A 24,645-nucleotide genomic window follows, 5' to 3' on the forward strand; every position below is an offset into this window, starting at 1 on the left:
GGTCGTACACCGGCCCGGCCAGGCCCGCGCCGCCTCCGTCGCCTCCGTCGCCGTAGCGGGGGCCGGGCAGCGCGACGGGCGACCAGCCGAGCGCACGCGGAGTGCGCGTGCCGAGGGCGGGTGCTCAGGCGGAGACGCCGCAGTACTGCTGCTGCTTGCCGATCGCGCGGTAGACGCAGTCGGCCGTCTCCACCAGGCGCAGGACCGCTTCGCGGTTGCGGGCGGTCTCGCGGCCGATGACCTCGTCGGGCGGGTAGAAGCCGCTGCCGCCGTTCGGGCCGGGGTACATCTCGAAGGTGTAGGCGAAGACCCGCTGGGCGCCCCACAGCCAGTCGTCGATCGCGCCGTCGGTGATGTAGAGCTCGCTGGACTGCTCGGGCGTGTAGCCGTTGGTGCCGGCCATGTCCCGGCCGATGGTGGCGAAGGTGTTGTACTCGTCGGCGGTCATGCCGGGGACGGTCTCGGCGGTGGTCCAGCCGAACGGCCAGAGCACCAGTTCGCTGTAGGTGTGGAAGTCGATGGCGGCGGTGATCTGCTGCTTGCCGCCGACGACCCGGCTGCGGACGAAGTCGGCGACCACCTTGGTCTCCTTGGCGGACTCCGGGGCGCTGCCCCGGTAGGTCTCGTTGGAGGTGGAGCCGGAGGAGCCGCCGCAACAGCCCCACTTGTAGTTCCAGTTGCGGTTGAGGTCGGTGCCGACGCTGTTGCTGCCGGAGTTCGGCTGGCGGTCCTTGCGCCAGCTGCGGTAGCGGCCGGTGGCGATGTCGTACTCGCCGCCGTCCGGGTTGAGGTCGGGGATCACCCAGATCTCGCGGCTGTTGACGGCGTTGGCGATGCGGCTGTCGGTGGCGTACTTGTCGCCGAACTCGTGCAGCAGGTAGAGCGCCATCTCGACGGTGAGGTGCTCGCGGGCGTGCTGGTGGGCGGTGAACAGCACCTCGGGCTCGTCCTCGTCGGTGCCGACGTTGTCGCTGATCTTCACCGCGACGATCGGACGGCCCTCGTAGGAGGTGCCGATGACGCGCTTGCTCATGATGTCCGGGTGCGCGGCGACGACGGCGTCGATGTCGGCGGTGGCCTCGGCGTAGTTGTGGTAGCCGGAGTCGGCCGGCGGGAAGTCGTACACCGGCCCGGCCAGGCCCGCGCCGCCTCCGTCGCCTCCGTCGCCGTAGCGGGGGCCGGGCAGCGCGACGGGCGACCAGCCGAGCGTCCGCAGCCGGGCGGCCTCGGCGGGGGTGGCGGTGACCACCACCGCGTCGGGCAGGACGGCGTCGACGGAGGCACCGGTGGCGGCGACGGCGGTGCGCTCGGCGACGGTGCGGGGGCCGTCGAGCCGGTACTGCCGCACTCCGTCGTTGTCGGCGGCACCGACGGTGAACGGGACAGGGGTGCCGGTGTCGGCGGCACTGGCGGTGAGCGGGGTGGCGAGGGCGAGGGCCAGCAGGACGGCGGTGGCCGCGGCGGGCTTCCCTCGACGGGGCAGTCGCATGACTGTCCTCCTGTGGGGGTCCGTGGGGGGCGGAACGGTGGAGGAGGTTCGGCGCGCGCCAGCTTGATGGTCCGCCAGTGTCATGGGTTCGTCAAGACATCGGAAAGCCCGCGATCCGGCGACGGCCGGCACGGGCGAAGCAGAAGGCCCGACGGACCCCACAGGTCGCCAACCCGCACCGGCGCCGCCGGCCGCTCGCGTCCAGGAGGAGGTCGTCAAACGCTTACCGATGGACCTGACGCCGTCCCTCCTGCCCCACGGGTGAACAACCGGAGAGCGAGCACTGGCTCGGGACACGGATCGCCCAGCGGGAGGCTTCGGGCGGCGGCGGCCCGGGGATCGTGGTGAGAATCCGGTCGGGGGCGACCGCCAGGCTGGGCCCCCGCACATCCGACACCTCGCCAGGAGGACCGATCATGCGAAGAATCCTGCTCACTGCCGCGGCCACGGCGCTGGCCGCCGTCACGGGTCTGGCGGCCGCTCCGGCCGGCGCCGCGACCGTCCCGCCCGCCTCCGCCGCTTCCTCTGCCGCTTCCTCCGACGCGCCCGGGGCCGTCGCCGGTCAGGGCGGGTGGGAGGCGTGGCCCACGCCGGCGTCCGACCTCCCGGCCGGCTCCCGCTGCGACTTCCCCGTGCACCTGGAGCCCGTCATCGACGAGGGGCAGCGGCGGGTGCTGGAGTACGCCCCCGACGGCACCACCGTGCGGCGCGCCGCCTTCCGGGGCGCCCTCGTCCTGCTGATCACCAACACGACGACCGGCGCCTCGTACGTCGCGGACGCCGGCGGCCGGGCCGTCGTCGACTACCGCGCCGACAGGTCCCAGACCTGGCACGCCCACGGCCCGGTCCTGCTCGGCGTCGGCCCGAACGGCGGCAACCTGCCCCGCGACCTCTACCTCGTCGACGGCGTCTACACCATCGACATCGGCTCCACCGGCTACAAGACGCTGACCCTCGGGCACGGCTCCGCCGAACCGCTCTGCGCGAAGCTCGCCTGACAGCCACAGGAGCATCCCGCCACTCCTGCGGCTGCCCCGTCCGGCGCAGCGTGGCGCGCGCCGCGGGCGGGGGGCTGCGATCTTCGGAGGGCACCCGGTCGCCGCCCGACGGCCGGGTCCCGTCGTCCCGAGACCGTGGAGGCCCGGATGTGGCAGGCTCCTCCCGCCCCCGTCAGCCGTGAGTGGCTCCCGGTGCTGGACATGCCGGCGCCCGCCCCGCAGAACCGCTGGACGGTGCTGCTGCGCGCGCTGCTGCTGATCCCCCAGTTCGTGGTGGTGTGGGTGCTGTCGGTGGTGGCGTTCTTCGTCACCGTCGTCGGCTGGTTCGGCGCGCTGGTGCTCGGCCGGCTGCCCGACTTCGTGGCGGACTACCTCACCGTGTTCGTCCCGTACGACACCCGCGTCACCGCGTACCTGATGCTCACCGTGGACCGCTACCCGCCGTTCCGGTTCGAGGTCCCCGAGTACCCGGTGCAGGTGGAGCTGCGGCCGGGCGAGCTGAACCGGCTGGCCGTGCTGTTCCGCATCGTCCTGGTCGTCCCGGCCTCGATCGTGCAGGGCCTGGTGTACGCGGGGTGGTGGACGGTGTCGTTCGTCCTCTGGCTGGTGGTGCTGGTCCTCGGCCGGATGCCGCGGCCGCTGTACGAGGCGACGGCCGCGATCCTGCGCTACCGGGTGCGCTACACCGCCTATCTGACGATGATCTCGTCCGCCTACCCCAAGCGCCTGTTCGGCGACGAGCCGGGCAGCGAGCCTGCGGGCCCGGTCTCGGCCACCCGCCCGCTGGTCCTGAGCGGTGCCGCGCGCGGCCTGCTCATCCTCTTCCTGCTCCTCGGGCTGGCCTCCTCGCTGACGGGCTCGATCACCGCCTCGGTGACCTCGGACGACGACGACAGCGACGACAACGACAGCACCGCGCCGACCCAGCGCGTCACCGCGCCCCTCGTGCCGGGCCCCGCCGACCGTACTCCTCGGGGGCCGCTCGGCGAGGCGTAGCGAGTAGCAGGTAGCAGGTAGCGGGTGACGGGTAGCGGGTAGCGGGTACGCCCGATCCGGGGGCGCGTACGCACCGGCGCACCGCTGCCGCGTACGCGCCGTCTGATCGAGAAAGCAAGGTTACCGGCGGTATGTGCGCGGCTACGTTTGGCATATGACGCACTCTCGAGTCCGCCGACTCCTCGTCCGTACCGCCGGGGCCCTCGTGCTCCTGGTCGCTCCCCTCGGGGCGCAGGCCGCCGCCGCGCCCAGCCAGGCCGGGGACCAGAGAGCCATCATCACCTCCCTGAGCGACGGCGACCGCGACGTGCTGCAGCAGGCGGTGGACGCCCAGCTCGCCGCGGGCAAGGGCGGCCGGCAGACCGCCGCCAACGAGATCACCTTCCCGGACGGAGCGGTGCTGGTGCTCCCGCTGCCCGGGCAGGCGCAGGCGCCGCCGTGGAGCGGCGACCACCGCCGCCGCACCGTCCGGAGCCCGGACTGGAAGCACTGCCCCACCCCGGTCAGCGAGCCGTCCTACTACTGCTTCTACGCCGACCGGAACTGGGGCGGCCGCCGGCTCCAGTTCAACCTCTTCCACGAGGACGCCGCCGTGTACTTCACCGACTACGGCTTCCGCGACCAGGCGAGCAGCTGGGTGAACACGGCGCGCGGCCTGGAGGTGATCGTGGACAACGACCCGGGCGACGGCCAGTGGCAGATGCTCTGGAAGGAGCCGGCGGAGTCACTGTCCGCGTCGGTCGCGTACGACAACATGGCCGACCGGTTCTGGGCGGTCCGGCAGTAACGGCCGCCCCCGCCTCCGGACACCGGCCGCCCGCTACCGGCTACCGGCTACCGGCCGAGGCAGCCGAGGCCGGGGGCGAGACCGCGCCGGTGGCGACCGGCTCCGGCGTGACCGTGATGTAGGTCGGCGCCGGAGCGGTCTGCCGGGAGTCCGCCGCGAACCAGCCGGCACCGAACGCGACGATGCCGAGCAGGAGGCCCGCGAGGACCAGCGTGACGATGTGCTGTTTCATGGCCCAAGGGTAGGGGCGGAGCGTCCAACTTCCTTGCAAACACGGCCCGCTGGGCACGGTAGGCGTCAATCGGCGTTGACGCTGCGGCGGCCGCCGCCCCGCTCGGCGGGACCCGTCCGCGGACCGTCGCCGCCGACTGGGAGAATCTCCGCATGACCTCCCCGCTCCACCCCGTCCGCGTCCTCCGGGTCTTCGGCGACCGCCCGTTCGCCGAGGTCGGCCGCCCCGTCCTCGCCGTGCCCGACGAGGCGCGCGGCCTGCTCGCCGTCGCGGGCGAGCGCGCGTTCGCCCGGACCGCGACGGTGGGGGTGTACGGAACGGGGGACCTCGACTGCCGGGCCGTGCTCCGGACGCGTTTCCCGGTGCACGCGCTGGCCTTCCACCCCACCGCGCCCCTTCTCGCCGTCGGCACCGGCGCGTACGACGGCGGCTACTTCTTCGAGGGCGAGCTGCTCCTGCTCGACTGGGAGACGGGCACGACCACCTCGCTCATCGAGCACGACTTCGGCCGCAGGGTCCTCGGACTGACCTGGCTCGACGACCAGGCCCTGCGCGTGCTGATGTCACCGCCGGACGACTGGAAGGACCGGAAGGCGCACGTCGAGGGCCACGTCGCCGTCGTACGGCGGCCCGACTGGCGCACCGCCGCGCCCCGTTCGCTCACGTTCGACGACCTGGCCGGCCCGCGGGTCCCGGCCCCGCGGGCCGACGGACGCGAGGAGGCCCACCGGGCGCTCTCCGCCCTGAGCCCGGACTGGGAGCCCCGGCGGCACGTCCTCGCCGTCGAGGAACGACCGGACGGCGCGGTCCTGGCCACCCTCGCCCGCGAGGAGGACGACGAGGAGGGCGACCAGGACGACGCCCCGGAGCAGCCCGGGGGCACCACGCTCCCCGACGGCCTGCTGCTCCGGCACCGCACCGTCCCGTACCTCGACGTGCACGACCGCCTGCGGATCCGGCGCGGGAGCCGGGACTACGTCAACCAGGCCCCGCCGCCGGGCCGTCGGGAGACGGAGCCGTACGTGCTCTCGGTGCGCTCCCCCGACGGGGCGGACCTCCAACCCCTGTTCCCGTTCTCCTGGGAGCCCGGGGAGACGCACTTCCCCGGCCCGGGCGTGGAGACCGCCGACGGCGACCTGGTGTACGCCGGCACCGTCTACAGCGGCCACGGGCTGCAGCCCGGCGGCTCCTTCGTCGTCCGCCGCTCGGGCACCGACGGCACGCCGCGCTGGGTGTTCCGGACCGACCACGTCGCCCTCGACCTCGACACCGACCCGGACACCGCCCACGTCGCCTACCGCGACGGCGAGCTCCTGGCCCTCGACCTCCGCACCGGCGCCCTCCGCCGGCGCCACCGGCTGACCGTCGCCGGTGTCCCCGTCGTCCCGACCGCGCTCACCGCCACCGGGGCCGGCCGCCTGCTCGTCGGCACGGCCGACGGCCGGGTCCTGGAGTGCACGACCGGTTGGCCCTCCGGGCCCGGGGCGGCGGACCGGGAGGGCACCGTCTGAGCTTTCCTCCGGCATCGGCGAACTCCCCTTGTATAAAGGGACGGAGGGGACCGAGGAGGTCGCAGCATGCACTCGAGCGAACAGCCGCAGAAGGCCGGGCCGCCTCATCGCGACGCGGGCCCGGCCCGGCGCCCCGGCACCGGAGCACGCTCCGAAGGGGACACGCCCGCGCGGGGCGCCGCGGCCCTGCAGCGCACCGTCGGCAACGCGGCGACGGCGCGCATGATCGCGGAGCAGCGGGACGGCACCGGCCGGGACGACCGCCGGGCGGCCGTGGGACTCCAGCGCGCACCGGGCGACCAGGCCGCCCCGCGCCGGCCCCGGGTGCAGCTGGACCAGAACAACGTGCTGAGGATCTGCGAGGCCGCCACGCCCGACGGGCAGGCCGCCTCCGGCGGACGGGCGGCCGACCTGCGGACCATCGTGTGGGAGGACCACTGGGCCGCCATCTCCGAGGTGTGCCGGAAGCACAAGTACACCATCGCCGTGCGGGAGACCGGGGAGCACTCGATCCGGCGCATCGCGGAGGGCGCCAAGCCCAAGCCGCACACCATCCTGGAGAAGTCCATCAAGCCCTCCTCCGTCCGCAAGAAGTACGGCGCCGGGCCCGGGCAGGCCGAGGGCGACCCGGCGACGGTGCTGCGCTGGCTGCAGGCCCAGGACCTGAGCGGCTTCGTCGGCCACTGGAACGACCAGGGCCTGGCCGGCATCCGGATCGACCGCCCGCCCCGGTCCGTCCTGGACCTGGGCATCGTGCAGACCGGCCCCGGGGGCGAGCAGTACGTGCCGATCGACCTGCGGACACAGGACGGCGGCCCGGCGCTGACCCGGCTGAAGGCCGATCCGCACTGGAAGCGCTACCTCTACACCGGGGACTACGACCTGCACGAGGTGTACTCCGCGCAGGGCGGCACGGGCGGCGGCCAGATCCCGGAGGCCACCCCCGAGAAGGCCAAGCTGCTGGACCGGCTCAACGCCGGGATCGCCGGGACGGCCCAGGAGGGCGAGGTGGTGCGCAGCGGCAAGGTGGCCATGGAGCACGGCCGGCTGCACATGGCGGGCGGCTCGGAGTACGCCATGTTCCAGCACGGCGACCAGGCCACCTACCGGATGAACCAGTACCTGGAGGCGCTGGAGGGCGAGGTGGCCCGGCACGCGGCGCAGCTGGTGCGGGCGGTGGCCACGGAGGCCGACGAGCCGCTGGCCTGGTGCCGCATGGGGCAGTGGTACGTGACCAGGAACCGCGAGGAGCACGCCGTCCTGCGCGCCCGCTGGAAGCTGGCCGTGCCGCACACCTGGGGCGCCGACGAGGTGGACCGCACCGCCCGCGGCGGCTACCGCACGGCCGGCTACATCGACTGACCGCGGAGCGGGCCGCACCGGCCTTGCCGCCGTACCGGCCGTACCGGGGCCGCGTCCCGTGCGGCGGCCCCGGCGGCCGGGCGGCCTGTCCTGACGGTCGGTCGTGCGGCTGTCAGGCGGGGTGTCAGCTGTCGGAACCGCCTCCCGTCCCGTGGCCGTCGGAGAGTTCGGCGGCGTAGCGGTCGGCGGCCTCCGCGAGCTGGTGGGTCATCCGGTCCACCTGGCTGCCGAGGTGGCCGGAGACGATGCGGTGGGCGCCGTCGAGGTCCCCGCCGAGCAGTTCACTGGTGATCACCAGGGTGTTGTCCGGGAGCATGCGGCGTCCGGACATCCGCCGCTGGACCTCGTCCATGCCGGCGTCCGCCAGCGTCTGCCGCAGCTCCTCGGTCAGCGGGGCGAGCCAGCGGGCGCGCAGCGCGTACTCGCCGTGGTCGGCGAAGGTCGGGTGGAGCCGGGTGAGGAGCTGCGCGGGGTACTCCTCGCCGTGGTCGGCGAACTGCGGGTAGTCCTTGGCGAATTCGTCCCAGTCGACGTCGAGTCCGGTGATCTGCTCCGGGAAGACCGGCCAGTACAGGCAGTTCGGGTCGGGCTGGGTGAAGACCTCCCGGAGCAGCTCGTAGGGGACCTCGGCGGTGCGCGAGAGCAGGACCGCGTCGTACAGGTCCTTGCCCTGCGGGTGGATGTCCGAGACGAGCCAGAGGATCTTCCAGGCGAGGGAGAGCTCGGGCGTGGCGCCGAGCAGCGGGCCGGTGACGCCGGGGAGCAGGTAGGGCTGCGGCGGGACGGGCAGGTGCTCGGTGAAGACGAAGTCGAGCTGGACCGACCCGCCCGGAACGCCCGGGGCCGTCCACGGCAGGACGAGCCGGCGCCCGGGCACCCGGTCGTAGGTCCAGATCTCGTCGCTGACCGCCTGGTCGGCGTGCACCCGCACGGTGCCCGAGAGCCGTTCGGCGCCGGCGGCGAGCTCCCGGAACATCCGGCCAGTGCGCTCGTCGGCCAGCTCCCAGTCCGTCGGGCGGACCACGAAGTCGAGGTCGCCCGGCTCCCGTGCCTGCTCGCCGTACCAGGCGCGCAGCAGGACGCTGCCGCGCAGCACCAGGTGGTCGGCCCACGGCGAGTCGGCGACGGCGGAGAGCACGGTGGCCAGCGCCTCGCGCCGGGCGGCGAGCCAGCGTTCGGCGAGCCGCGGGTCGGCGAAGGCCGGCTCGCTGGGCCGGAGGGCCCGGGCGTACCCGGCGAGGGCGGGGTCGAAGACCGGCTGCTGGCTGACCGCCTCGTCGTCGACCGGCCGGATGGTCCTGGGCAGGTCCCGGTCCTCACGGACCTCCTCCGACGGCGGCCGCTTGGGCAGCACCACGTTCTGCCACGGCCCCCACTGCAGTTCCTCCCACGCCACCGGCGACGGGGACTTGCCCTCGGTCATCCCTGCTCTCCTTCTCCGTCTCCGTACGGCCGGGCGCCGTGCCCGTGCTCGCTGATCCATCCCGCGTCCAGGTCCTCGTGGCTGTCCACGACGACGAACTCGCGCTCCACGGACACCACCTCGCGGCCGTCGGCGGCGAGGTCCCGCAGGAGCGCCTCCAGCCGGCGGCCAGCGGTGTCCAGGCCCACCGAGCGGCACCGCTGGGTCACGAACCACTCGCACCGGCCGTCCGCGCGCACCCGGCGCGGATTGCGCGACAGGTGCGCACCGTGCCGGACGGCCAGCTCGGTGAGGGTGGCGAGGCGCGCGTCGTCCGCCTCGGACACCGGGCCCGGGAGCAGCAGCTTGACGTGGTGTTCGAAGTACCGGCTGGCTCCGTGCGGCACGGCGTCCTCGTCCGAGGCCGGGACGCCGTGTGCCCACGGCGCTGCCTCGATCTTCGCCCGCAGGACGGTGAACCCGGCTCGGGCCAGCCCGTCGGCCGTCCGGGACGTCACCGCGGCGACCTCCGCCAGCGTGCCGTCGGCGCGCAGGGTGAGCATCGGCTGCGAGGGCGCCGCACCGCGGGCCAGCAGGATGTGGGTGAACTTCACGTCGTGGCCCCGCGCCCACGCGGCCAGCGCCTCGGCGGCTCCGGGCTCCACGGTCAGGTGGACCTCGAAGTCGCCCCGGACGTCGGGAGGCGCGGGCCGGTCGTCACGGCGCTGGTCGGAACGGGTCAGGAGCATGGGGAGCATCCTGCCAAGCCGCTCTGACAACGCCGCGGGCGCCCCGGTGCCGCCGCGGCCCTCCTCCGCCGGGACGGCCGGGCGGGGCCCGCCGGCCCCGTCGACTCCGGTCGGCACCGGTCGACTCCGCTCGGATGAGGACGACTCAGGAGGGCAGGACGGCCACGGCCTCCACCTCCACCAGCTGGTCGCGGTACCCGAGCACGGCGACGCCGAGCAGGGTGCTCGGGGCGTCGTGCTCCCCCATGTAGGCGCGGTAGACGTTCCACACCTTCACCAGGTCCGCCTGGTCGGCGGAGGCCACGTAGACCGTCGTCCGGGCGATGTCGGTGAGGGAGGCGCCGGACTCCTCCAGCACGGTTATCAGGTTCCGCATCACCTGGTGGGCCTGGGCCTCGAAGTCGCCGACGGCGACCGTCCGCCCCTCCTCGTCGAGCGGGCAGGCCCCGGCCAGCCAGAGCGAGCGGACCGGGGCGTCGACCTCCGCCGCGTAGGCGTAGTCCACCGCCCTGGTCAGCCGCGTGGTGCGGATCAGTTTGACGGCGCTGCTCATGTGGTCCTCCGACGGTCCCGACCGAACGTTCGCGCCCATCGTTGGCCTCTCCTGAGCGACCGTCAAACCATTTAACCGGTGAACTCCCTTCCGTTCCGGGCCTCCTGCGTCCACGATTCACCGTTGCGGGGGATGGCGGACCGGCCCGCCGGAGCGCCATCCTGGTGCCTGCGCCCGGGGACCACGCCCCCGGGCGCTCATCCACCTCCAGCCCCGGGAGGCACCGCCATGGAGCCCCAACCGTCCGGCCGCGACCAGGCCTCCGGAGTCCGTCGGCGCCGCATGCTCGGACTCGCGCTCGGGGCGGGCCTCGTCCCGGCGCTCGGCCCGGCGGCCCAGGCGGCGTCCGACGCCCCGCCGGAGACGGCCGGGTCGCTGCCGGCCGCAGCGCTGGGCCGCCGGGTCGCCGCCGTGGCCGCGAGCCAGCTCGGCGTGCCGTACGCCTGGGGCGGCGGCGACCGGCTGGGCGCGAGCCTCGGCTTCTGCGACGAGGACAACGGCTGGTTGAACGGCGTGTGCATGGGCGAGAAGACGGTCGGCTTCGACTGCAGCGGCCTGTCGCTCTACTGCTGGTACCGGGCCAGCCACGGCACCGTGGAGCTCGGGCACTACACCGTCGCCCAGTTCAACCTCAGCGCCCCGGTGGAGCGCGACGCGCTCGCCCCGGGCGACCTGCTCTTCTTCTCCCGCCCCGACGCCCCCCTGCACCACGTCGGGATCCACGTCGGCGAGGGCGCGATGATCCACGCCGAGCGGACCGGCACCCTCGTCGCCCGGGTCGAGAACGTGCTCGACGTCCCGCGCTGGGCGGGCGAGTTCGCCGGTGCCCGCCGCCCGGGGCAGCCCACCTCCTGAGCCGGTCAAGCCGACCGGCTGTTCACGGGCCGCCGCGCCGTTCCCCCATCCCGTGGTGCACCCGCAGCAGCAGCTCCTGCAGCGTCCGCCGCTCCCCCGCGTCCAGCGGCGCGAGCACCTCGTCCTGCACCGCCCGCGCCTGGGCGTCGAGTTCGGCGAGCAGCGCCCGTCCGGCGTCGGTGACGGAGACCGAGACCCGCCGCCGGTCGGTCTGGTCCCTGGCACGCTCGACGTACCCGGCGGCGGCGAGCTGGTCGGCGACCTTGGCCAGGTCGCTCGGGTCGATGGCCAGCCGCCGCACCAGGTCCCGCTGGGCCTGCGGGCCGAAGTCGGCGAGCGCGGCCAGCACCGCCATGTCCCAGAGCCGCAGGCCGCGTTCGGCCAACCGCTCGGCGAACCGGCCGCGCGCCACCTTGCCGACCCGGGAGAGCAGGTAGGTGGTGAGGTCCAGCAGGGTCGGGGGGAGCCCGGCGGCGGACTGGGGGTTCTCGGTGGCGTGCTGGGGATTCTCGGAGGCCATGGCGACAGTCTAGGGTCCGTCCCTATAGTGGGTGCCGACCCACTGATTCGGAACCGCCGCCCCCTTGCCAGGAGTTCGCCCGTGGACGCCCTGTACCCCCGCCTGCTCGTCACCCGCTTCGCCGAGTGCTTCGGCTTCTACCGCGCCGTCCTCCCGCCGCTCACCGGCGCCACCCTGGTCAAGGGCTCGCCCGAGGGCCCGTACGCCAACTGGGACCTCGCCGACCAGGCCCTGCTCGCCCTCTTCGACCGCTCCGCGCTGGCCGCCGCCCTCGGCACCGCCGAGCCGCCCGGGCACACCGGCACACCCACCGCGCCCGCCGCCCTCGCACAGGACACCGCGATGCTGGTCCTGCGGGTGGCCGACGTGGACGCCGCCCTCGACCTCTGCCTGCGCCACGGCGGCACCCCGGTCGCACCCGCGACCGACCGCCCGGAGTGGGGCCCCACCCTGCGCAGCGCCCATCTGCGCGACCCGGACGGCCGCCTGGTCGAGCTCCAGTCCTACTGACCGACCCGCGCCGCGCGGGGCCTCGGACTCCAGCGGCGCGGGTCGTTCGACGGAACGTCCCGGCCTGGCCTACTCCATCGGCAGCGAGGGCTGGCCTGTCGGCCCGGACGCCGCGAAGTCACGTTCGGCCTGGGCGAGTTGCTCGGCCCGGTAGTCCGAGGAGCAGGCCCGCCCGAGGGCCTGCGAAGCGGCATCGGCGCCCGGGACGTGCCCGAGTACGGCGGCACAGTACTGGACGGCGGGGCTGGGCAGCGGCCGCAGCTCGGCCGAGCCGGCCGGGGTGGCGGCCACCGCCCCGGCAAGGGCGAGCGAGCCGGCCAGGACGGGAGCGGCGAGGCCGCGGGGAATGCGCATCGGGGTACCTCCGGACGGGTGGGGACAGCGGCGGTGGACTCGGCCGCCCGGCCCATTCGACGGGCGTCCGCCACCCGCGGCCCGGCCGACACACCGTGCACCGCACTAGTCGTACGTACGCCACCGGCGCGGCGGCCGACGGAGCCGACGGCCGCCACCCCCTCGATCACAGCCGCCACCCCCCTCGATCACGGCCGCCACCTCCCCGTTCCCGGCCGCCGCCCCGGCGATCAGCTCTCCGGCCGCCCCGAGGCGCCCTCCGGCCACAGCTCCGCGTCGCACGCCGCCACCAGCGCGCCGATCCGCGCCCACGCCTCCTCGGCCGGCAGCGGCTCCAGCCGGCGGCCGTCCCGCAGCCGCAGCGCGACCCGGTCGTCGACGGCCTCCTTCGCCCCGATCACCGCCTGGTACGGCACCAGCCGGGCCGCGCGGATCCGGGCGCCGAGGCTGCCGTGCTCGGGGCCGGCGACCTCGGCGCGCAGCCCGAGGTCCAGGCAGCGCTGCCGGAACCGCTCGGCCTGCGGCAGTTCGGCCTCGGAGACGGGCAGCAGCACCACCTGGACGGGTGCCAGCCAGGCCGGGAACGCGCCCCCGTACAGCTCGATCAGGTGGGCGACCACCCGCTCGACGCTGCCGATCACGCTGCGGTGCACCATCACCGGGCGGTGCTTGGCGCCGTCCGCGCCGATGTAGTGCAGGTTGAACCGCTCGGGCTGGTGGAAGTCGATCTGCACGGTGGAGAGGGTGAACTCGCGCCCGGCGCCGTCGGCGATCTGCACGTCGATCTTGGGACCGTAGAACGCCGCCTCGCCCTCCGCCGCCTCGAACGGCACCCCGGAGCGCTCCAGCACCTCGGTGAGCAGGGCGACGGCACGCTCCCAGAGCGCCGGGTCGGCGACGTACTTGCCGCCCGCGCCGGGCAGCGAGAGCCGGTAGCGGACCGGGACAATACCCAGTGCCCGGTGCGCCTCGCGGATCAACTCCAGTGCGGCGACGGCCTCGTCGGCCGCCTGCTCCGGGGTGCAGAAGATGTGGGCGTCGTTCAGCTGGATCGCCCGGACCCTGGTCAGCCCGCCCAGTACCCCGGACAGCTCGGACCGGTACATGCCGCCCAACTCGGCCATGCGCAGCGGCAGTTCCCGGTAGCTGTGGGAGCGTGAGCGGTAGATCAGCGCATGGTGCGGACAGAGGCTGGGGCGCAGCACCATCTCCTCGGAGCCCAGCTCCATGGGCGGGAACATGTCCTCGCGGTAGTGCGCCCAGTGGCCGGAGATCTCGTACAGCTCGCGCTTGCCGAGCACCGGGGAGTAGACGTGGCGGTAGCCGGCCCGGCGCTCGCGGCCGCGGATGAACTCCTCCAGGGAGTGCCGGATCGCGGCGCCGTCGGGGAGCCAGTACGGCAGGCCGGAGCCCATCAGCGGGTCGGTGTCGAAGAGGTCGAGTTCACGGCCGAGCTTGCGATGGTCGTGGGCCGGGTGGCCGTGGGACTCGTGGTCGTGGGCCGCGTTGTCGTGCGAGGGCTGGTTACGCATGGTGGTCTCCACTCGGTCTGCGGGCGAGTGGGACCGGAAACGGCGAAGCCCCGGGGCACTCGCCCCGGGGCTTCGGACTAGGTCAGCAGTCAGCGCGCCGGGACTCTCTCCGGCGTCGTCGTGGCGAGTGCAGCGCGCTTCATACGTTCCACGGTAACAGCTCCGGTCCGCCGGCGGTGATCTTTTCCGAAGCGGGATCGGGGCCCGGATCCCGGCCCGGCGGCTCAGAAGAGCGTGACGCACCCGCGTGCGGCCAGCGCCGCCAGCAGCCGGGCCGGCGGCCGCACGTCGTTCCACCGGAGGTCCAGCTTCTCCAGCGCGGGCAGCGCCCCCGGGTCGGCCAGCCAGTCGGGTAGTTCGGTGACCCGGTTGCCGCGCAGGTCGAGGCGGCGCAGTCGCGGAAGCCCGGCGAGTACGGCGGGCAGTTCGGTGAGGGCGTTCTCCCGGAGTTCCAGCTCGCGCAGCTCCGCGAGGCCGCCGACCGAGTCCGGCACTCCGGTCAACTCGTTGCCGCGCAGCCAGAGTTCACGCAGCGCACCGAGTCCGCCGATCGACTCCGGCAGGGCGGTGAGCCGGTTCTGCTGGGCGCGCAGCTCGACCAACGAGGCCAGTCCGCCGATGGTGGCGGGGAGTTCGGTGAGCCGGTTCTCACCGACGTTGAGGTAGCGCAGCGCAGTGAGCCGGCCGAGCCCCTCGGGCAGGGCGGTCAGCGCGTTGTCGTGAAGGTAGAGGAAGTCCCGGAGCGCGGTGAGGCCACAGAGCTCGACGGGCAGCGCGGCGAGCCGGTTGTGCCCGAGGTCGAGGGTCCGCAGCCCGGTCAACCGGCCGATGCCGGGCGGGAGTTCCCGGATGCCGGTCTCGGCGAGGATGAGCACGGTCAGCTCGGTCCGGTCCCACACCTCGGCCGGCACCTCGTCGAGCGGCCGGCGCCAGAGGTTGAGCGTCACGTCCGCCGTTCCTCCCCCCGCTGTCATGCCTGCCCGCCCTGGGCCGGGCCGATGCGGAACTCCGCCAGCTCCCGGCCGTACCAGCGGTCGGTCAGTCCGGCACTGGTCATCCCGAGGCGCCGGCAGACCGCCGCCGACCGGGTGTTGTCCGGGGCGAGGATGGCGCGGATCTCGGTCAGGCCGTCGGCGAAGCCCTTGGCCAGGACGGCCCGGGCGGCCTCGGTGGCGATGCCCCGGCCCCAGCTGTCCGGGTGGAGGTGCCAGCCGATCTCGACCTCGCCGTCCCCGTCCGGCACGGGAAGCAGCAGGACCGCTCCCGCGACCACGCCGGTGTCCCGCCGTTCGACCGCCCAGACCCCGTACCGGGGGCCGGTGGAGCGCCCACGGCAGTGCTCGATGTACTGGCGGGCCTCCTCGGGGTGGGCCAGGGCGCGCGGCGTCCGGCCGAGCCACTGAGCGACCTCCCAGCGGGAGTAGATGTCGAACGCGCGCTCCTGGTCCGCCACCGTCCACTGACGCACCACCAGTCGTTCGGTGGTCAGCACCGTCTCCGAGCCGTCTTCCGTCCCCGCCATGGCGCGCACCCCTCTCCGATGATGTGTGTGGATCACCGTACGCACACCACGCCTCCGACGGGAACTCCGAAGCCCGCCCGGCCCCCTGTTGCCGAGACAGGCCGTAGCGCAGATCAGGTCGCGGTCGCAGCTCAGGCCGTGGACCCGCAGCTCAGGTCGCGGGCGGGAGTTGGGAGGCGGCCGCCAGCCCGGCCACCGTCCGGAGCTTGGCGAAGTACTCGCGGCAGTACTGCTCGTCGATCAGGGGCACGATCTTGTCGAGGTCCGCGATGCGGTGCCAGAGGTCGGAGATGCTCCGGTGGTCGAATCCGCCGTTCTGTTCCCGGAGTACGGCGGAGGCGACGGCGTCCTCCAGGAGGATCAGGCACACCCCGGCGATCTCCACCCCGAGGAAGCTCCTGGGGAACGGCGCCCGCTGGTGCTCCTCCCAGAGCCGGTCGAGCCGCTCCCGGGCCGACTCCCCGTCCGCGGCCCTGCCGGTGGCGTCGGCCACCACGGGCGGGCGGAGGAGCGCGGACACCGCGTCGAAAACGGCGCGCACCAGCTGGACGGCCGGCGCCGGGCTCACTTCGTCGCTCGCCACGGTGCCCCGTGCGAGCCGGTCGCGCAGCCGTAGGCAGGGGTCGAGTCCGGTCGCGAGCCCCTCCCCGAGGAGCCCCTGGGCGTCGGCCCGCCCGACCAGGTCCCGGAGCGGTTCCTCTACGGCCAGCCGTTCGACGAGGACCTGCTCCAGGGCGAACAGCGCGTGGGTGACGGCGACGGTGGCGAACTCGTACCGGTAGTAGGAGTGCCGGATGAGCTCCCGGGAGGTCTCCAGCGCGGTCATGACGCCCATCGGAGCTCCGGCGGGCACCTCCAGGTCGGCGACCAGGTCCCGCATCCCCGGATAGTCCGGGGCGACGGACCAGGCGCGGGGGTCCTGGGCAGGGGACAACGGCGAGGGGATCACCGGTGCATTCTCACCGCCGACGGAGGCCGGAGCCACCGATTTTCCCCCGGGCGCCCGCCTCCGTGCTGAGGGCCTCCCGTCGGCGGAAGCGCCGCCGCTCCGCCCGGTCCGCGCAGTCGGTCCTGTGCACGGACGAACCGGAGCGGCGGGCAGTCAGCCCAGCTTCGGCGCCACGGCGGCCGGGCCCCGCCCCGCCCCCTTCGCCGTCCCGCAGAAGGCCTGCTCCAGGAAGCCGCCCTCCGCCTGCAGCTGCGCCACGAACTCCGCCTCGCCGCCGCGCGGGGTGACGGACATCGACACCTGCCGGTCGCCCGAGCTCCACATCTCGGTGCTGTACCCGGGCACCGAGCCGTTGTGCCCGTAGACCGGGCCGCAGGAGAGCTGCCAGCTGGCCATCCCGAGCCCGTAGCCCAGCCCGGTCGGCGTGCCGTCGACCTCGATGGGGGTCGTCGTGGTCATCTCCTTCAGCAGCGCCGGCGGCAGCAGCCGGCCGCCCTGGAGAGCCTTGTCGAAGCGGTTCAGGTCGCCCAGGGTGGAGATCACCTCGCCGGCCGAGTTCGCCCAGGTGACGCTCGCCACCGTCACGTCCCGGTCGCTGCGGTCCGCCGGGCCGGGGCCCTCGGGCACCGTCCAGTAGCCGTGGGCGTGCGGGCCCCGGATGCCGGTGGCCGTGCCCGGGAAGTACGTGTCGGTGAGGCCGAGCGGGTGCAGGATGCGCGCGGTGGCCTCCTGGGCGTAGCCGTGCCCGGTCACCTTCTCGATGACCATGCCGAGCAGGGTGTAGTTGGTGTTGGAGTAGCTGTACCCGGTGCCCGGCGGGAAGTTGGGCGCGTGCGCCACCGAGGAGGCCACCACCTGGGCCGGGGTGATGTGCCGGGTCAGGCCGCCCTGGTCGAGCCAGTTCCGGACGACCGCCGCGTCCGTCCAGTCGGGGAACACCCCGCCCTTCTCGTTGGTGGGGTCCCAGAGGCCGGAGCGGTGGCTCAGGAGGTGGCGGACGGTGATGTGGCCACCGTTCGGGACCAGCCCGGGCAGGTACCGCTCGACCGGGTCGTCCAGGCCGATCCGCCCCTCCCCGACCAGTTGGAGCACCGTGGTGGAGACGAACACCTTGGTGACGCTGCCGACCCGGAACCGCCCGTCGGCGCGGACCGGCGCGCCGGTGGCCAGGTCGGAGACGCCGGACGCCCCGCGCCAGACCCCGTTCCCGTCCCTGACCTCCGCGATCGCCGCGACCGCACCCGCACCGGTCACCGCCCGCAGCGCCGCCGCCCTCGGGTCGCCGGAGCCCGGCCGCGCGTCGGCGGCCCCGGCGGCCCCGGCGGCCCCGGCGGCCCCGGCGGAGACCACGGGCCCGGCCAGTGTCAGACAGACCGCCCCCACCAACGCGGAAACAAACGTACGACGTGCCATGCGACCCCACCTTCGCAGTCGGCGAGCAGCTCCTCGCCTTCGTCGCCCAGCCTCGCCGCACCGTTGACGGCCCGTCATCCTCCGCCAGGAGGAGTCGGTCGTACACCGCACAACGGAGGGCGTCCGCCGGAAGGCGGAGGTCCGCACCGGGCGCTACGACCGCGCGCGGCTACCGGGCCGGGGCCGGGCGGACCGGGTGCTTGCTCAGGATCGACACCCGGTTGAAGGCGTTGATGGCGATCGACACCCAGACCGCCGCCGAGATCTCCTCGTCGCTCAGCACCTCGCGCGCCACGCCGTACGCGGCCTCCTGGAGCGCCGCGTCCGCCGGGGCGGTGGTCGCCTCGGCCAGCCCGAGCGCGGCGCGCTCGCGGTCGCTGAACACCTCGGTGTCCCGCCAGGCCGCGAGCACGCCCAGGCGCTGGGCGGTCTCGCCCTCGCGGATCGCGGCCCTGGTGTGCACGTGCAGGCAGTAGGCGCAGCCGTTGATCTGCGACACCCGGAGGTTGACCAGCTCGATCAGCCGGCGGTCCAGTCCGGCCGCGGCCGCGACCTCGCGCGCCGCCTCGGCGGCGGCCAGGAACGCCTTGTACGCCTGGGGGCTCTGCTTGTCGATGAACACCCGCCGGTCCGTCGGAACCGCCGCCACATCACTCACCTGGACTCCTTAGGCTGATCGGGCTGTCGTGCGCCACTCTGCCATGGCATGATAGTTGAATATAGAACTAATTGCACCTGGGAGGGACCACCCGTGAGCACCGCCGAGACCGACCGCGCCGCCACCCCCGCCGCCGACCCGCGGGTGGAGGTCCTGCCCGCCCGGGACGTGCCGCTCGGCGGCCCGCGCGCGATGACCGTACGCCGCACCCTGCCCCAGCGCTCCCGCAGCACCATCGGCGCCTGGTGCTTCGTCGACCACTACGGTCCCGACGACGTCGCGAGCACCGGCGGCATGGACGTCGCCCCGCACCCGCACACCGGACTGCAGACCGTGAGCTGGCTCTTCACCGGCGAGATCGAGCACCGCGACAGCCTCGGCGTCCACGCGTACGTCCGGCCCGGCGAGGTCAACCTGATGACCTCGGGCCGCGGCATCGCCCACTCCGAGGTCTCCACCCCGGCCACCACCGTCCTCCACGGCGTCCAGCTGTGGGTCGCCCTGCCCGAGGAACACCGGCACACCGGGCGCGACTTCCACCACCACGTGCCCGCCCCCGTCGCCCTGGACGGCGGCGAGGCCCGGGTCTTCCTCGGCACCCTCGCCGGCGACACCTCCCCCGTCCCCACCTTCACCCCCCTGCTCGGCGCCGAGCTGACCCTGCACCCCGGGGCCACCGTCACCCTCGACGTCGACCCCGCCTTCGAGCACGGCCTGCTGGTCGACAGCGGACACGTCCGCCTCCTCGGCACCCCGCTGCGCCCCGCCGAACTCGGCTACGCCGCCCCCGGCCGCGACACCCTCACCCTCACCAACACCGGCGACACCGACGCCCGCCTGGTCCTGCTCGGCGGCACGCCCTTCGAGGAGCAGATCGTCATGTGGTGGAACTTCATCGGGCGCTCTCACGAAGACATTACCCGAGCCCGCGAGGAGTGGATGAGCTCCGCGAACCCCGACCGCTTCGGCGCCGTCGAGGGCTACCCGGGCGACCGCTTGCCCGCCCCAGAGCTCCCGGGAATCCCCCTCAAGCCCCGTGGAAACGTGCGCTGACCTGGGTAGTTACCAGTCAGGGGTGCGACGGCCAGCTCCGCCGCACCCCCGAGCCGGAGTCCCCCTACGCCCACCTTGAAGCGCTCCTGTCGACACTCGACTCGGCACTCGACACGTGACACTGTTCGACCATCCGCGACAGCGCCTGACAGGACCAATGCTGACTCAATGCTGAGTTTGCTGACGGCCCATCAGAAATGACCGGGGCACTCACGGAGCCCGGGGCGTCATCGCCGGGTGCCGCCGCGAGAACCGGCGGAGGCCCTGCCACGGCCCCCTCGCCGGCCGCCGAAGGACGGTCACCACCAGAGCGGCGCGGGCCGGAGAAGACAGCAACCATGCCGTCCGTTGCCCTCACCGACGATCTTGCTTCAAGCCAGTTATTAGACCCGGGCCCTGCGGGCATTCCCAGCCCCCTCTGTCGGCAAGAGCCCGCCGACCCGCCCCGACCCGGCGCTAGGGTGACCTCATGGCGGACGCCCCGACGACAGCAGCACCCTCGGTCGAGGCGCTGGACGCCCTCGTCGAGCGTGCCTGCGAACCGCCGACCGGCAGGTCTCGGGCGAAGCAACTGCGCTGGGTCGCCGGCGAACTGCGCACCGCCCTGGAGCGGGGCGCGATCGTACCCACGGCCGCCGGCTCACTCGCCCTGCTCTTCACGCCGGACACCCTCGCCGACTACCTCAAAGCCGCCGAGCAGGGCCTGCTGCGACGCAAGCCCACTGCACGACCGGGCCACGCCTCACCAGCGTCCATGCGCGTCCGCGAGGACTGCCTCCGCATCCTCGGTGCCCGGGCCGGCATCACCGCCACGATTCCGGACCGCAACCCGCCACCGGTGGAACTCCGGCCCGTAGTCGCCGCCCGCCCACGCAGCGTCCTCCTCGGCCACCTGGAACACTCGGCCCGCCCTGGCCGGTCCGAGTCCCGCAGCCGGATCCTCGCGATCATCGGCACCGTGCTGGACACCGGCTGCCGCGCCGGCGAACTCTGCGCCCTGCGCACGGACGACGTCGACCTGCAGCGCGGCACGATCCGCCTCACCCACCTCCCCCAGCACCGCAACCCGCGCACCGCGCCCGCCACCATGACGGTCGGCCTGTCCGGCCCCACCCGGGCCGCGATGCGCCACTGGCTCACCGTCCGCGGCCACCTCGTCACACGCGACACCACCCAACCCGTCGGCCCGGGCAACGAGACCACCGACGCCCTGTGGGTGAGCATCGCCCCCAGCGGCCACCCCCGCCCCGGCCTACCCCTGCACTTCCGCGGCCTGGCCCGCGCCTACGCCCGCGCAATCAACGACCTCAACACCGACATGGCCGCAGAACCCGGCTGGCACCCGCTACCTCAACGCATGGAACAACTACGCCGCGCCATCGAACTCGAACCCGCCGACCCCGACGGTACGGCCCTCCTCCGCCGCGCCCGCACACCTGCGGACGACCCCAAAGCGACGGCACCGGATAGTCGGGTCAGCCCAATGAACCGGCCCTCTGCCGCAATCGGTGGCAACGAAGCGTGACGGGCGTCCTTGCCAGGCCATGCGAGATGCCAACGAGCCTACGGGAAAGGCCTTTTCCGGGTTTCGGCATTGGCTGTCGAGAGTTACCTGGATGGCGACGACGTGCCCGGTTCGCCAGCCACCGCCGGCGAACCCAACACAGAGATCTTCACCTCGGTCGGCACCATCATCGATCCCCTGGACGAGATGATCATGATCCTCCAGCAGTGTGCGCAGAGCGTTGACTCCGGCTCGCTCGATCTTCCGGCTCGCGCTGATGATTGCCACGTTGAACACCTCACCCGACACGTCCTGCTAGCCGCTGCAACGTAACCATCGGGACTGACAACGGTGCCGGACACCCAAGGCTGACCCCCAGACAACGGGCTCGCGGACACCCGAGGCCATTGTCAGCGAACCTGGGATCGAGCGGTCCCAGCTGCCCACCGCACCGCAACCGCAACGGTGCTGCACCAGGAGGGTACGGAGGCGCCAACTTCGGGTCCTCCTCGCGGGACGCAGTGCAGCTACCTTCCAGTCATCGTCGGGTGAACCTGGTACGGGACGGCGTCCCTCGACAACAGCTTCGTCACCCGCTCCGTGTGACCGGCCGGGGCCACCAACATCAGGAGCGCCTGCGCTCGGGACGCCCCGACGTAGAGAACGCGCCTGGCTTCGGTCTGGAACCCGAACTCCCAGTCGTCGAGGACCGTCCGGCCGGTGCGTCCTTGCGCATCCTCGTCGGCAGGGTCAGCGCGACGGCCGGGAACTCCTGGCCCTTCACACCATGGATCGTCGAGGACAAGAGCTCGGATACGGCTTCTGCCTTGAGAAGTTTGTCCCAGTCCTCGGTCTTGGGGGCTCGGACGCGGGAGCTGTTGACCGTCAGCTGCGGGGGCCAGTCCAGTTGGGCAACCCTCGATCGGAGTTCTGCACTGAATTGGGATGCGGTCTTGTCCCATGGCTCCAGGGGCTGACAAAGACGGATGGTCGTGTCCCGCAGCCATCGGCGCTCGATTCCGTTGGCGTCCAGCACGGCGTCCAGCACGGCGTCCAGCACGGCGTCCAGGGACAACTCGTCGAGGGCGTCGCCGGCCACTACCTCGACCAGGTACCGTTCGACCCGCGCGAGTGCGGCAACTCGGGACTTTCCGTCGGAGCCGGTCCTGAGCTTGTGGCCAGCCTCGACAACGGCGGCGACACGGTTGGCGCCGACCAGGTCGGTCCCGGCAGCGCCGACTGCCCGTAGGGCATCGGCTCCTCCGTGCGAGACGATGATCGTCTGGCTGGCGGAGAGCCCGTTCTCCGCCGCCACGGACAGCACCAGGGGCATCGCCGCTGGCATCCCCCTCGCCGTCGTCTCCAAGACCCTGCGTCACTCCAATCTCGCCATCACCGTCGACCTCTACGGCCACCTCCTCAAGGATTCCGCCGATGAAGCCGTCAAAGCGCTCTCCGCCGCCCTCGACCGCGCAGACGCCCAGTGCGCAGACCGCATCTCCGGGAGCGTCCCCGACGCCTGCCTGGCCGCATAGATCCGGACACCTGGTACCCGGCCGCACCGAACAAGTGCCGGGAACCGCTTGACCGCGCCGTCATCCAGCACATCCCTGGCCGTCCGGCAGCTGCCCTGCGCTTCGCACGTGAGCGGCGGACCGGCAGCCGCGGGGTGCTGACGGCCCGCCTCGTGTCGGGCTCGGAAAGTCACAGCCACACAGATCGTCCACCAGTCGGCCCACCAACCAAGACCATCACAGCCCTGGACAGGCGGACCAGTTCGGCCACGTGCCACGTGCGGGGCTGATCCCGACACTCGTCGCCAGCCGCAGCACGAGCACGTACGGACGTACCGGTGTTCGTAATCCTGCAGCGTCATTGACTGGTTGTGTCCGGAGATGAGCGTCCGCCGATCAGCGTTCCGTTACACCTGTCGCCGAGACCGGCCTTGTCTCCATCCGGTTCTAGAAGATCGCGTAGAGTTTATTCTGGTAGACCGTGAGTACAGGTGCACGTGGGACCGAGGACGGGTCGCTGATTTCGACCGCTTCAGGCCAGTTCTCCGTGCTGGTGCTGGACCAGACAAGTGCTCCGTTCATGGTCGTGATGAGGGCGTGCAGCTTCCCGTCGAAGGCGGCCAGGGCGGGGCGGAATCGCGACCTCCAGTTGTTCAGCGGGCTCGGGTTCAACCAGTCGCGGGAGCAGTGCACCGCGTTTTCGGCACCGATGAACAGACAGGTCAGGGCATTGTTGAACCGGGCGAGGCCGACCCCGCTCAAGGCACCCCAGGGCAGTTGAACCGGAGAGTCCTGGGACAGAACGTAGCTGTCGGTGGTCCGGCGATATTCGGCCCGGTTCACGATTCCTTCGGGAGAGACGAAAAGGACGAACTCTTCCATTTTGGTCAGTGATTGGCTAGACGACCAGGCCCTTTTGATCCCATCCGGCAGGCCGTCCATGTGACCTCCGCGGTCCATGTACACGGGTCGGCCTGCGCCCCGGATGTCAACGCCGGGAGCGCAGCTACTGTACCTATATTCGCTATAGCGATCATTCCATCCTGCCACCCAGCTGACCCCGTCGAAGAGCATCTCGTTTCGTTCGTCGCCGTCGGCATAGATGCAGAGAATGCGGTCACCGAAGGCTCCGGCGGCCAGGGTGAGGTCTGTGATCGGTACTTTGGGCGGGGAAATGGGGATGGGGATCAGTTCGGGGGCGCTCCAGGTTGTCGACCCTTGTTCGAGGACGCAGAACCGCAGGTACCTTCCCCTCAGGATGAGGTCATCGGTCTCCAGCCACCCCTTGACGGTGGTTGTGCTGCCGAGGGCGATTCGGTGGCCGCTCGACGGGTCGATGGTGTTGGTGCGGAGCGTCCCGCCGGGGTCGATCTCGACGTCCCCACGTGCGGTGATGGTGCCGTGGACGATGAGTTCGCCGACTTCGAGGTCGGGCCGCCAGACCGTGACTGCGGTGGTGAGGGTGTGGACCATGGTGGCGTCGGTGGTGGAGGTGGCTTGCACCATGAAGCCGGTGGTGTTGTACAGCGGCCCCGACTCCCATTCCCGATCGTCGACCTGTTCGGAGAGTTTGTCCCAGAACACACGGCACGTCGCGTTCTGGACCTCCCACGTCAGTTTCACCGTCTCGCCGTTGTCGACCATGATCTTGCTCGGCCGCAGGTTGCGGAAGAGGAAGCCGGCGGGGAACTTCTCCACCGTGACGACGGCGGATTTGGGCGTGTAGTTGCTGTCGGTGGGTGAGGTCTCCTCGATGATCTCGATGGGGACCCTGCCCGTGACGGTGTTGATCTCGATCTGGGAGATGACGAGGGTGATGACCCAGGAGCCGTCGAACTGGGGCCACTCATCGGGTTTGAAGGTGAAGACGCGTTTGCCGTCCTCGGTGGTGGGGGTGAGGGCGTCCCAGCCGCCGCCGTGTTCGGGTTCGGTGCCGCCGATGACGCCCGGTTTGATGCCGGAATACGTGTTGGTCAGCTCGTTGCTGTTGGGGCCGATGGGGATTTTCACGGTGATCTTGCGGCAGTAGGCGGGCTGCGTCATGTTCCGGCCGACCGTCAGTTCGAGCTTGGCGACGGTGATGTCCTTGTCGGTGCTGGCCGTCAGGGGGTCGGGATCGGTTGTCGGGGTGTAGGTGAGCAGGGCGTCGGTGGCTTGCAGTCGGATGGTCATGCTGCGGCTC

The 24,645-nt window shown here is 72.6% G+C and carries 26 protein-coding genes; 11 read left to right on the plus strand and 15 right to left on the minus strand.

What is annotated here, in order from left to right:
* Window positions 1–124: 124 nt before the first annotated feature.
* Window positions 125–1,489, minus strand: coding sequence for a M14 family metallopeptidase (locus ACFCY1_RS31930; RefSeq protein ID WP_375876797.1), 1,365 nt, complete (start codon window positions 1,487–1,489; stop codon window positions 125–127).
* A 416-nt stretch (window positions 1,490–1,905) separates the two neighbouring features.
* On the opposite strand from ACFCY1_RS31930, the gene ACFCY1_RS31935 reads away from it, so the two are divergent.
* The 3 genes from ACFCY1_RS31935 to ACFCY1_RS31945 all read left to right on the plus strand — a co-directional run bounded on the left by ACFCY1_RS31935 (window position 1,906) and on the right by ACFCY1_RS31945 (window position 4,270).
* Window positions 1,906–2,487: a hypothetical protein gene (locus ACFCY1_RS31935; RefSeq protein ID WP_375876798.1), complete on the plus strand. Its 582-nt coding sequence runs from the start codon at window positions 1,906–1,908 to the stop codon at window positions 2,485–2,487.
* A gap of 147 nt (window positions 2,488–2,634) precedes the next feature.
* The gene (locus tag ACFCY1_RS31940) at window positions 2,635–3,483 is read left to right on the plus strand and encodes a DUF4389 domain-containing protein (RefSeq protein ID WP_375876799.1); all 849 of its coding nucleotides are present in this window, start codon (window positions 2,635–2,637) and stop codon (window positions 3,481–3,483) included.
* A 154-nt stretch (window positions 3,484–3,637) separates the two neighbouring features.
* Window positions 3,638–4,270: a peptidase inhibitor family I36 protein gene (locus tag ACFCY1_RS31945; RefSeq protein ID WP_375876800.1), complete on the plus strand. Its 633-nt coding sequence runs from the start codon at window positions 3,638–3,640 to the stop codon at window positions 4,268–4,270.
* A 40-nt stretch (window positions 4,271–4,310) separates the two neighbouring features.
* Here the strand turns inward: ACFCY1_RS31945 and ACFCY1_RS31950 are convergent, their stop codons facing one another.
* Complete coding sequence (locus tag ACFCY1_RS31950; RefSeq protein ID WP_049652898.1) at window positions 4,311–4,502, minus strand: hypothetical protein; 192 nt, start codon at window positions 4,500–4,502, stop codon at window positions 4,311–4,313.
* A 152-nt stretch (window positions 4,503–4,654) separates the two neighbouring features.
* Between ACFCY1_RS31950 and ACFCY1_RS31955 the strand changes: the two genes are divergently transcribed.
* Window positions 4,655–6,013 carry a hypothetical protein gene (locus ACFCY1_RS31955; RefSeq protein WP_375876801.1) on the plus strand — a complete coding sequence of 453 codons (1,359 nt, stop codon included), beginning with the start codon at window positions 4,655–4,657 and terminating at the stop codon, window positions 6,011–6,013.
* Between the two features lie 66 nt (window positions 6,014–6,079).
* Window positions 6,080–7,375 (plus strand): hypothetical protein, encoded by a 1,296-nt coding sequence (locus tag ACFCY1_RS31960; protein ID WP_375876802.1) that lies wholly within the window; start codon window positions 6,080–6,082, stop codon window positions 7,373–7,375.
* A gap of 124 nt (window positions 7,376–7,499) precedes the next feature.
* On the opposite strand, the gene ACFCY1_RS31965 is transcribed toward ACFCY1_RS31960, so the two are convergent.
* The 3 genes from ACFCY1_RS31965 to ACFCY1_RS31975 all read right to left on the minus strand — a co-directional run bounded on the left by ACFCY1_RS31965 (window position 7,500) and on the right by ACFCY1_RS31975 (window position 10,079).
* Entirely contained in the window at window positions 7,500–8,798 is a 1,299-nt protein-coding gene (locus tag ACFCY1_RS31965) for a nucleotidyl transferase AbiEii/AbiGii toxin family protein (RefSeq protein ID WP_181970421.1), read from the minus strand.
* Window positions 8,795–9,526: a hypothetical protein gene (locus ACFCY1_RS31970; RefSeq protein ID WP_117486152.1), complete on the minus strand. Its 732-nt coding sequence runs from the start codon at window positions 9,524–9,526 to the stop codon at window positions 8,795–8,797. The genes ACFCY1_RS31965 and ACFCY1_RS31970 overlap by 4 nt, the downstream gene beginning before the upstream one ends.
* A gap of 145 nt (window positions 9,527–9,671) precedes the next feature.
* Window positions 9,672–10,079 (minus strand): RidA family protein, encoded by a 408-nt coding sequence (locus ACFCY1_RS31975; RefSeq protein ID WP_375876803.1) that lies wholly within the window; start codon window positions 10,077–10,079, stop codon window positions 9,672–9,674.
* Window positions 10,080–10,307: 228 nt separating this feature from the next.
* On the opposite strand from ACFCY1_RS31975, the gene ACFCY1_RS31980 reads away from it, so the two are divergent.
* Window positions 10,308–10,934 carry a C40 family peptidase gene (locus ACFCY1_RS31980; protein ID WP_375876804.1) on the plus strand — a complete coding sequence of 209 codons (627 nt, stop codon included), beginning with the start codon at window positions 10,308–10,310 and terminating at the stop codon, window positions 10,932–10,934.
* 22 nt (window positions 10,935–10,956) lie between these two features.
* On the opposite strand, the gene ACFCY1_RS31985 is transcribed toward ACFCY1_RS31980, so the two are convergent.
* Window positions 10,957–11,454, minus strand: a complete 498-nt coding sequence (locus ACFCY1_RS31985; RefSeq protein WP_375876805.1) for a MarR family winged helix-turn-helix transcriptional regulator — start codon at window positions 11,452–11,454, stop codon at window positions 10,957–10,959.
* An 81-nt stretch (window positions 11,455–11,535) separates the two neighbouring features.
* Here ACFCY1_RS31985 and ACFCY1_RS31990 point away from each other — a divergent pair, with 81 nt between their 5' ends.
* Window positions 11,536–11,964 (plus strand): VOC family protein, encoded by a 429-nt coding sequence (locus tag ACFCY1_RS31990; RefSeq protein ID WP_117486156.1) that lies wholly within the window; start codon window positions 11,536–11,538, stop codon window positions 11,962–11,964.
* 69 nt (window positions 11,965–12,033) lie between these two features.
* On the opposite strand, the gene ACFCY1_RS31995 is transcribed toward ACFCY1_RS31990, so the two are convergent.
* From ACFCY1_RS31995 to ACFCY1_RS32025, 7 genes are all read right to left on the minus strand, one after another.
* The gene (locus ACFCY1_RS31995; protein ID WP_375876806.1) at window positions 12,034–12,318 is read right to left on the minus strand and encodes a hypothetical protein; all 285 of its coding nucleotides are present in this window, start codon (window positions 12,316–12,318) and stop codon (window positions 12,034–12,036) included.
* 230 nt (window positions 12,319–12,548) lie between these two features.
* Window positions 12,549–13,850, minus strand: coding sequence for a threonine--tRNA ligase (thrS, locus tag ACFCY1_RS32000; protein WP_375876807.1), 1,302 nt, complete (start codon window positions 13,848–13,850; stop codon window positions 12,549–12,551).
* 224 nt (window positions 13,851–14,074) lie between these two features.
* Complete coding sequence (locus ACFCY1_RS32005; protein WP_375876808.1) at window positions 14,075–14,797, minus strand: leucine-rich repeat domain-containing protein; 723 nt, start codon at window positions 14,795–14,797, stop codon at window positions 14,075–14,077.
* 23 nt (window positions 14,798–14,820) lie between these two features.
* On the minus strand, window positions 14,821–15,372 hold the full coding sequence (locus ACFCY1_RS32010) for a GNAT family N-acetyltransferase (RefSeq protein WP_375876809.1): 552 nt from the start codon (window positions 15,370–15,372) through the stop codon (window positions 14,821–14,823).
* A 151-nt stretch (window positions 15,373–15,523) separates the two neighbouring features.
* On the minus strand, window positions 15,524–16,321 hold the full coding sequence (locus tag ACFCY1_RS32015) for a hypothetical protein (RefSeq protein WP_375876810.1): 798 nt from the start codon (window positions 16,319–16,321) through the stop codon (window positions 15,524–15,526).
* 153 nt (window positions 16,322–16,474) lie between these two features.
* Window positions 16,475–17,734 (minus strand): serine hydrolase domain-containing protein, encoded by a 1,260-nt coding sequence (locus tag ACFCY1_RS32020; protein ID WP_375876811.1) that lies wholly within the window; start codon window positions 17,732–17,734, stop codon window positions 16,475–16,477.
* A 169-nt stretch (window positions 17,735–17,903) separates the two neighbouring features.
* Window positions 17,904–18,392: a carboxymuconolactone decarboxylase family protein gene (locus ACFCY1_RS32025; RefSeq protein ID WP_074002918.1), complete on the minus strand. Its 489-nt coding sequence runs from the start codon at window positions 18,390–18,392 to the stop codon at window positions 17,904–17,906.
* Window positions 18,393–18,485: 93 nt separating this feature from the next.
* Here ACFCY1_RS32025 and ACFCY1_RS32030 point away from each other — a divergent pair, with 93 nt between their 5' ends.
* From ACFCY1_RS32030 to ACFCY1_RS32040, 3 genes are all read left to right on the plus strand, one after another.
* Entirely contained in the window at window positions 18,486–19,445 is a 960-nt protein-coding gene (locus ACFCY1_RS32030) for a pirin family protein (protein ID WP_375876812.1), read from the plus strand.
* Between the two features lie 469 nt (window positions 19,446–19,914).
* On the plus strand, window positions 19,915–20,970 hold the full coding sequence (locus tag ACFCY1_RS32035; RefSeq protein WP_375876813.1) for a site-specific integrase: 1,056 nt from the start codon (window positions 19,915–19,917) through the stop codon (window positions 20,968–20,970).
* Between the two features lie 69 nt (window positions 20,971–21,039).
* Window positions 21,040–21,282, plus strand: a complete 243-nt coding sequence (locus ACFCY1_RS32040; RefSeq protein WP_375876814.1) for a hypothetical protein — start codon at window positions 21,040–21,042, stop codon at window positions 21,280–21,282.
* Window positions 21,283–21,574: 292 nt separating this feature from the next.
* Here ACFCY1_RS32040 and ACFCY1_RS32045 read toward each other — a convergent pair whose 3' ends face one another.
* Window positions 21,575–22,264 (minus strand): hypothetical protein, encoded by a 690-nt coding sequence (locus tag ACFCY1_RS32045; protein ID WP_375876815.1) that lies wholly within the window; start codon window positions 22,262–22,264, stop codon window positions 21,575–21,577.
* Here ACFCY1_RS32045 and ACFCY1_RS32050 point away from each other — a divergent pair.
* Entirely contained in the window at window positions 22,224–22,484 is a 261-nt protein-coding gene (locus ACFCY1_RS32050; protein ID WP_375876816.1) for a hypothetical protein, read from the plus strand. The genes ACFCY1_RS32045 and ACFCY1_RS32050 overlap by 41 nt on opposite strands.
* Window positions 22,485–22,910: 426 nt before the next feature.
* On the opposite strand, the gene ACFCY1_RS32055 is transcribed toward ACFCY1_RS32050, so the two are convergent.
* On the minus strand, window positions 22,911–24,635 hold the full coding sequence (locus ACFCY1_RS32055) for a hypothetical protein (RefSeq protein WP_375876817.1): 1,725 nt from the start codon (window positions 24,633–24,635) through the stop codon (window positions 22,911–22,913).
* Window positions 24,636–24,645: the final 10 nt, after the last annotated feature.

This window comes from Kitasatospora sp. NPDC056273, from assembly GCF_042268845.1.
Taxonomy (GTDB): domain Bacteria; phylum Actinomycetota; class Actinomycetes; order Streptomycetales; family Streptomycetaceae; genus Kitasatospora.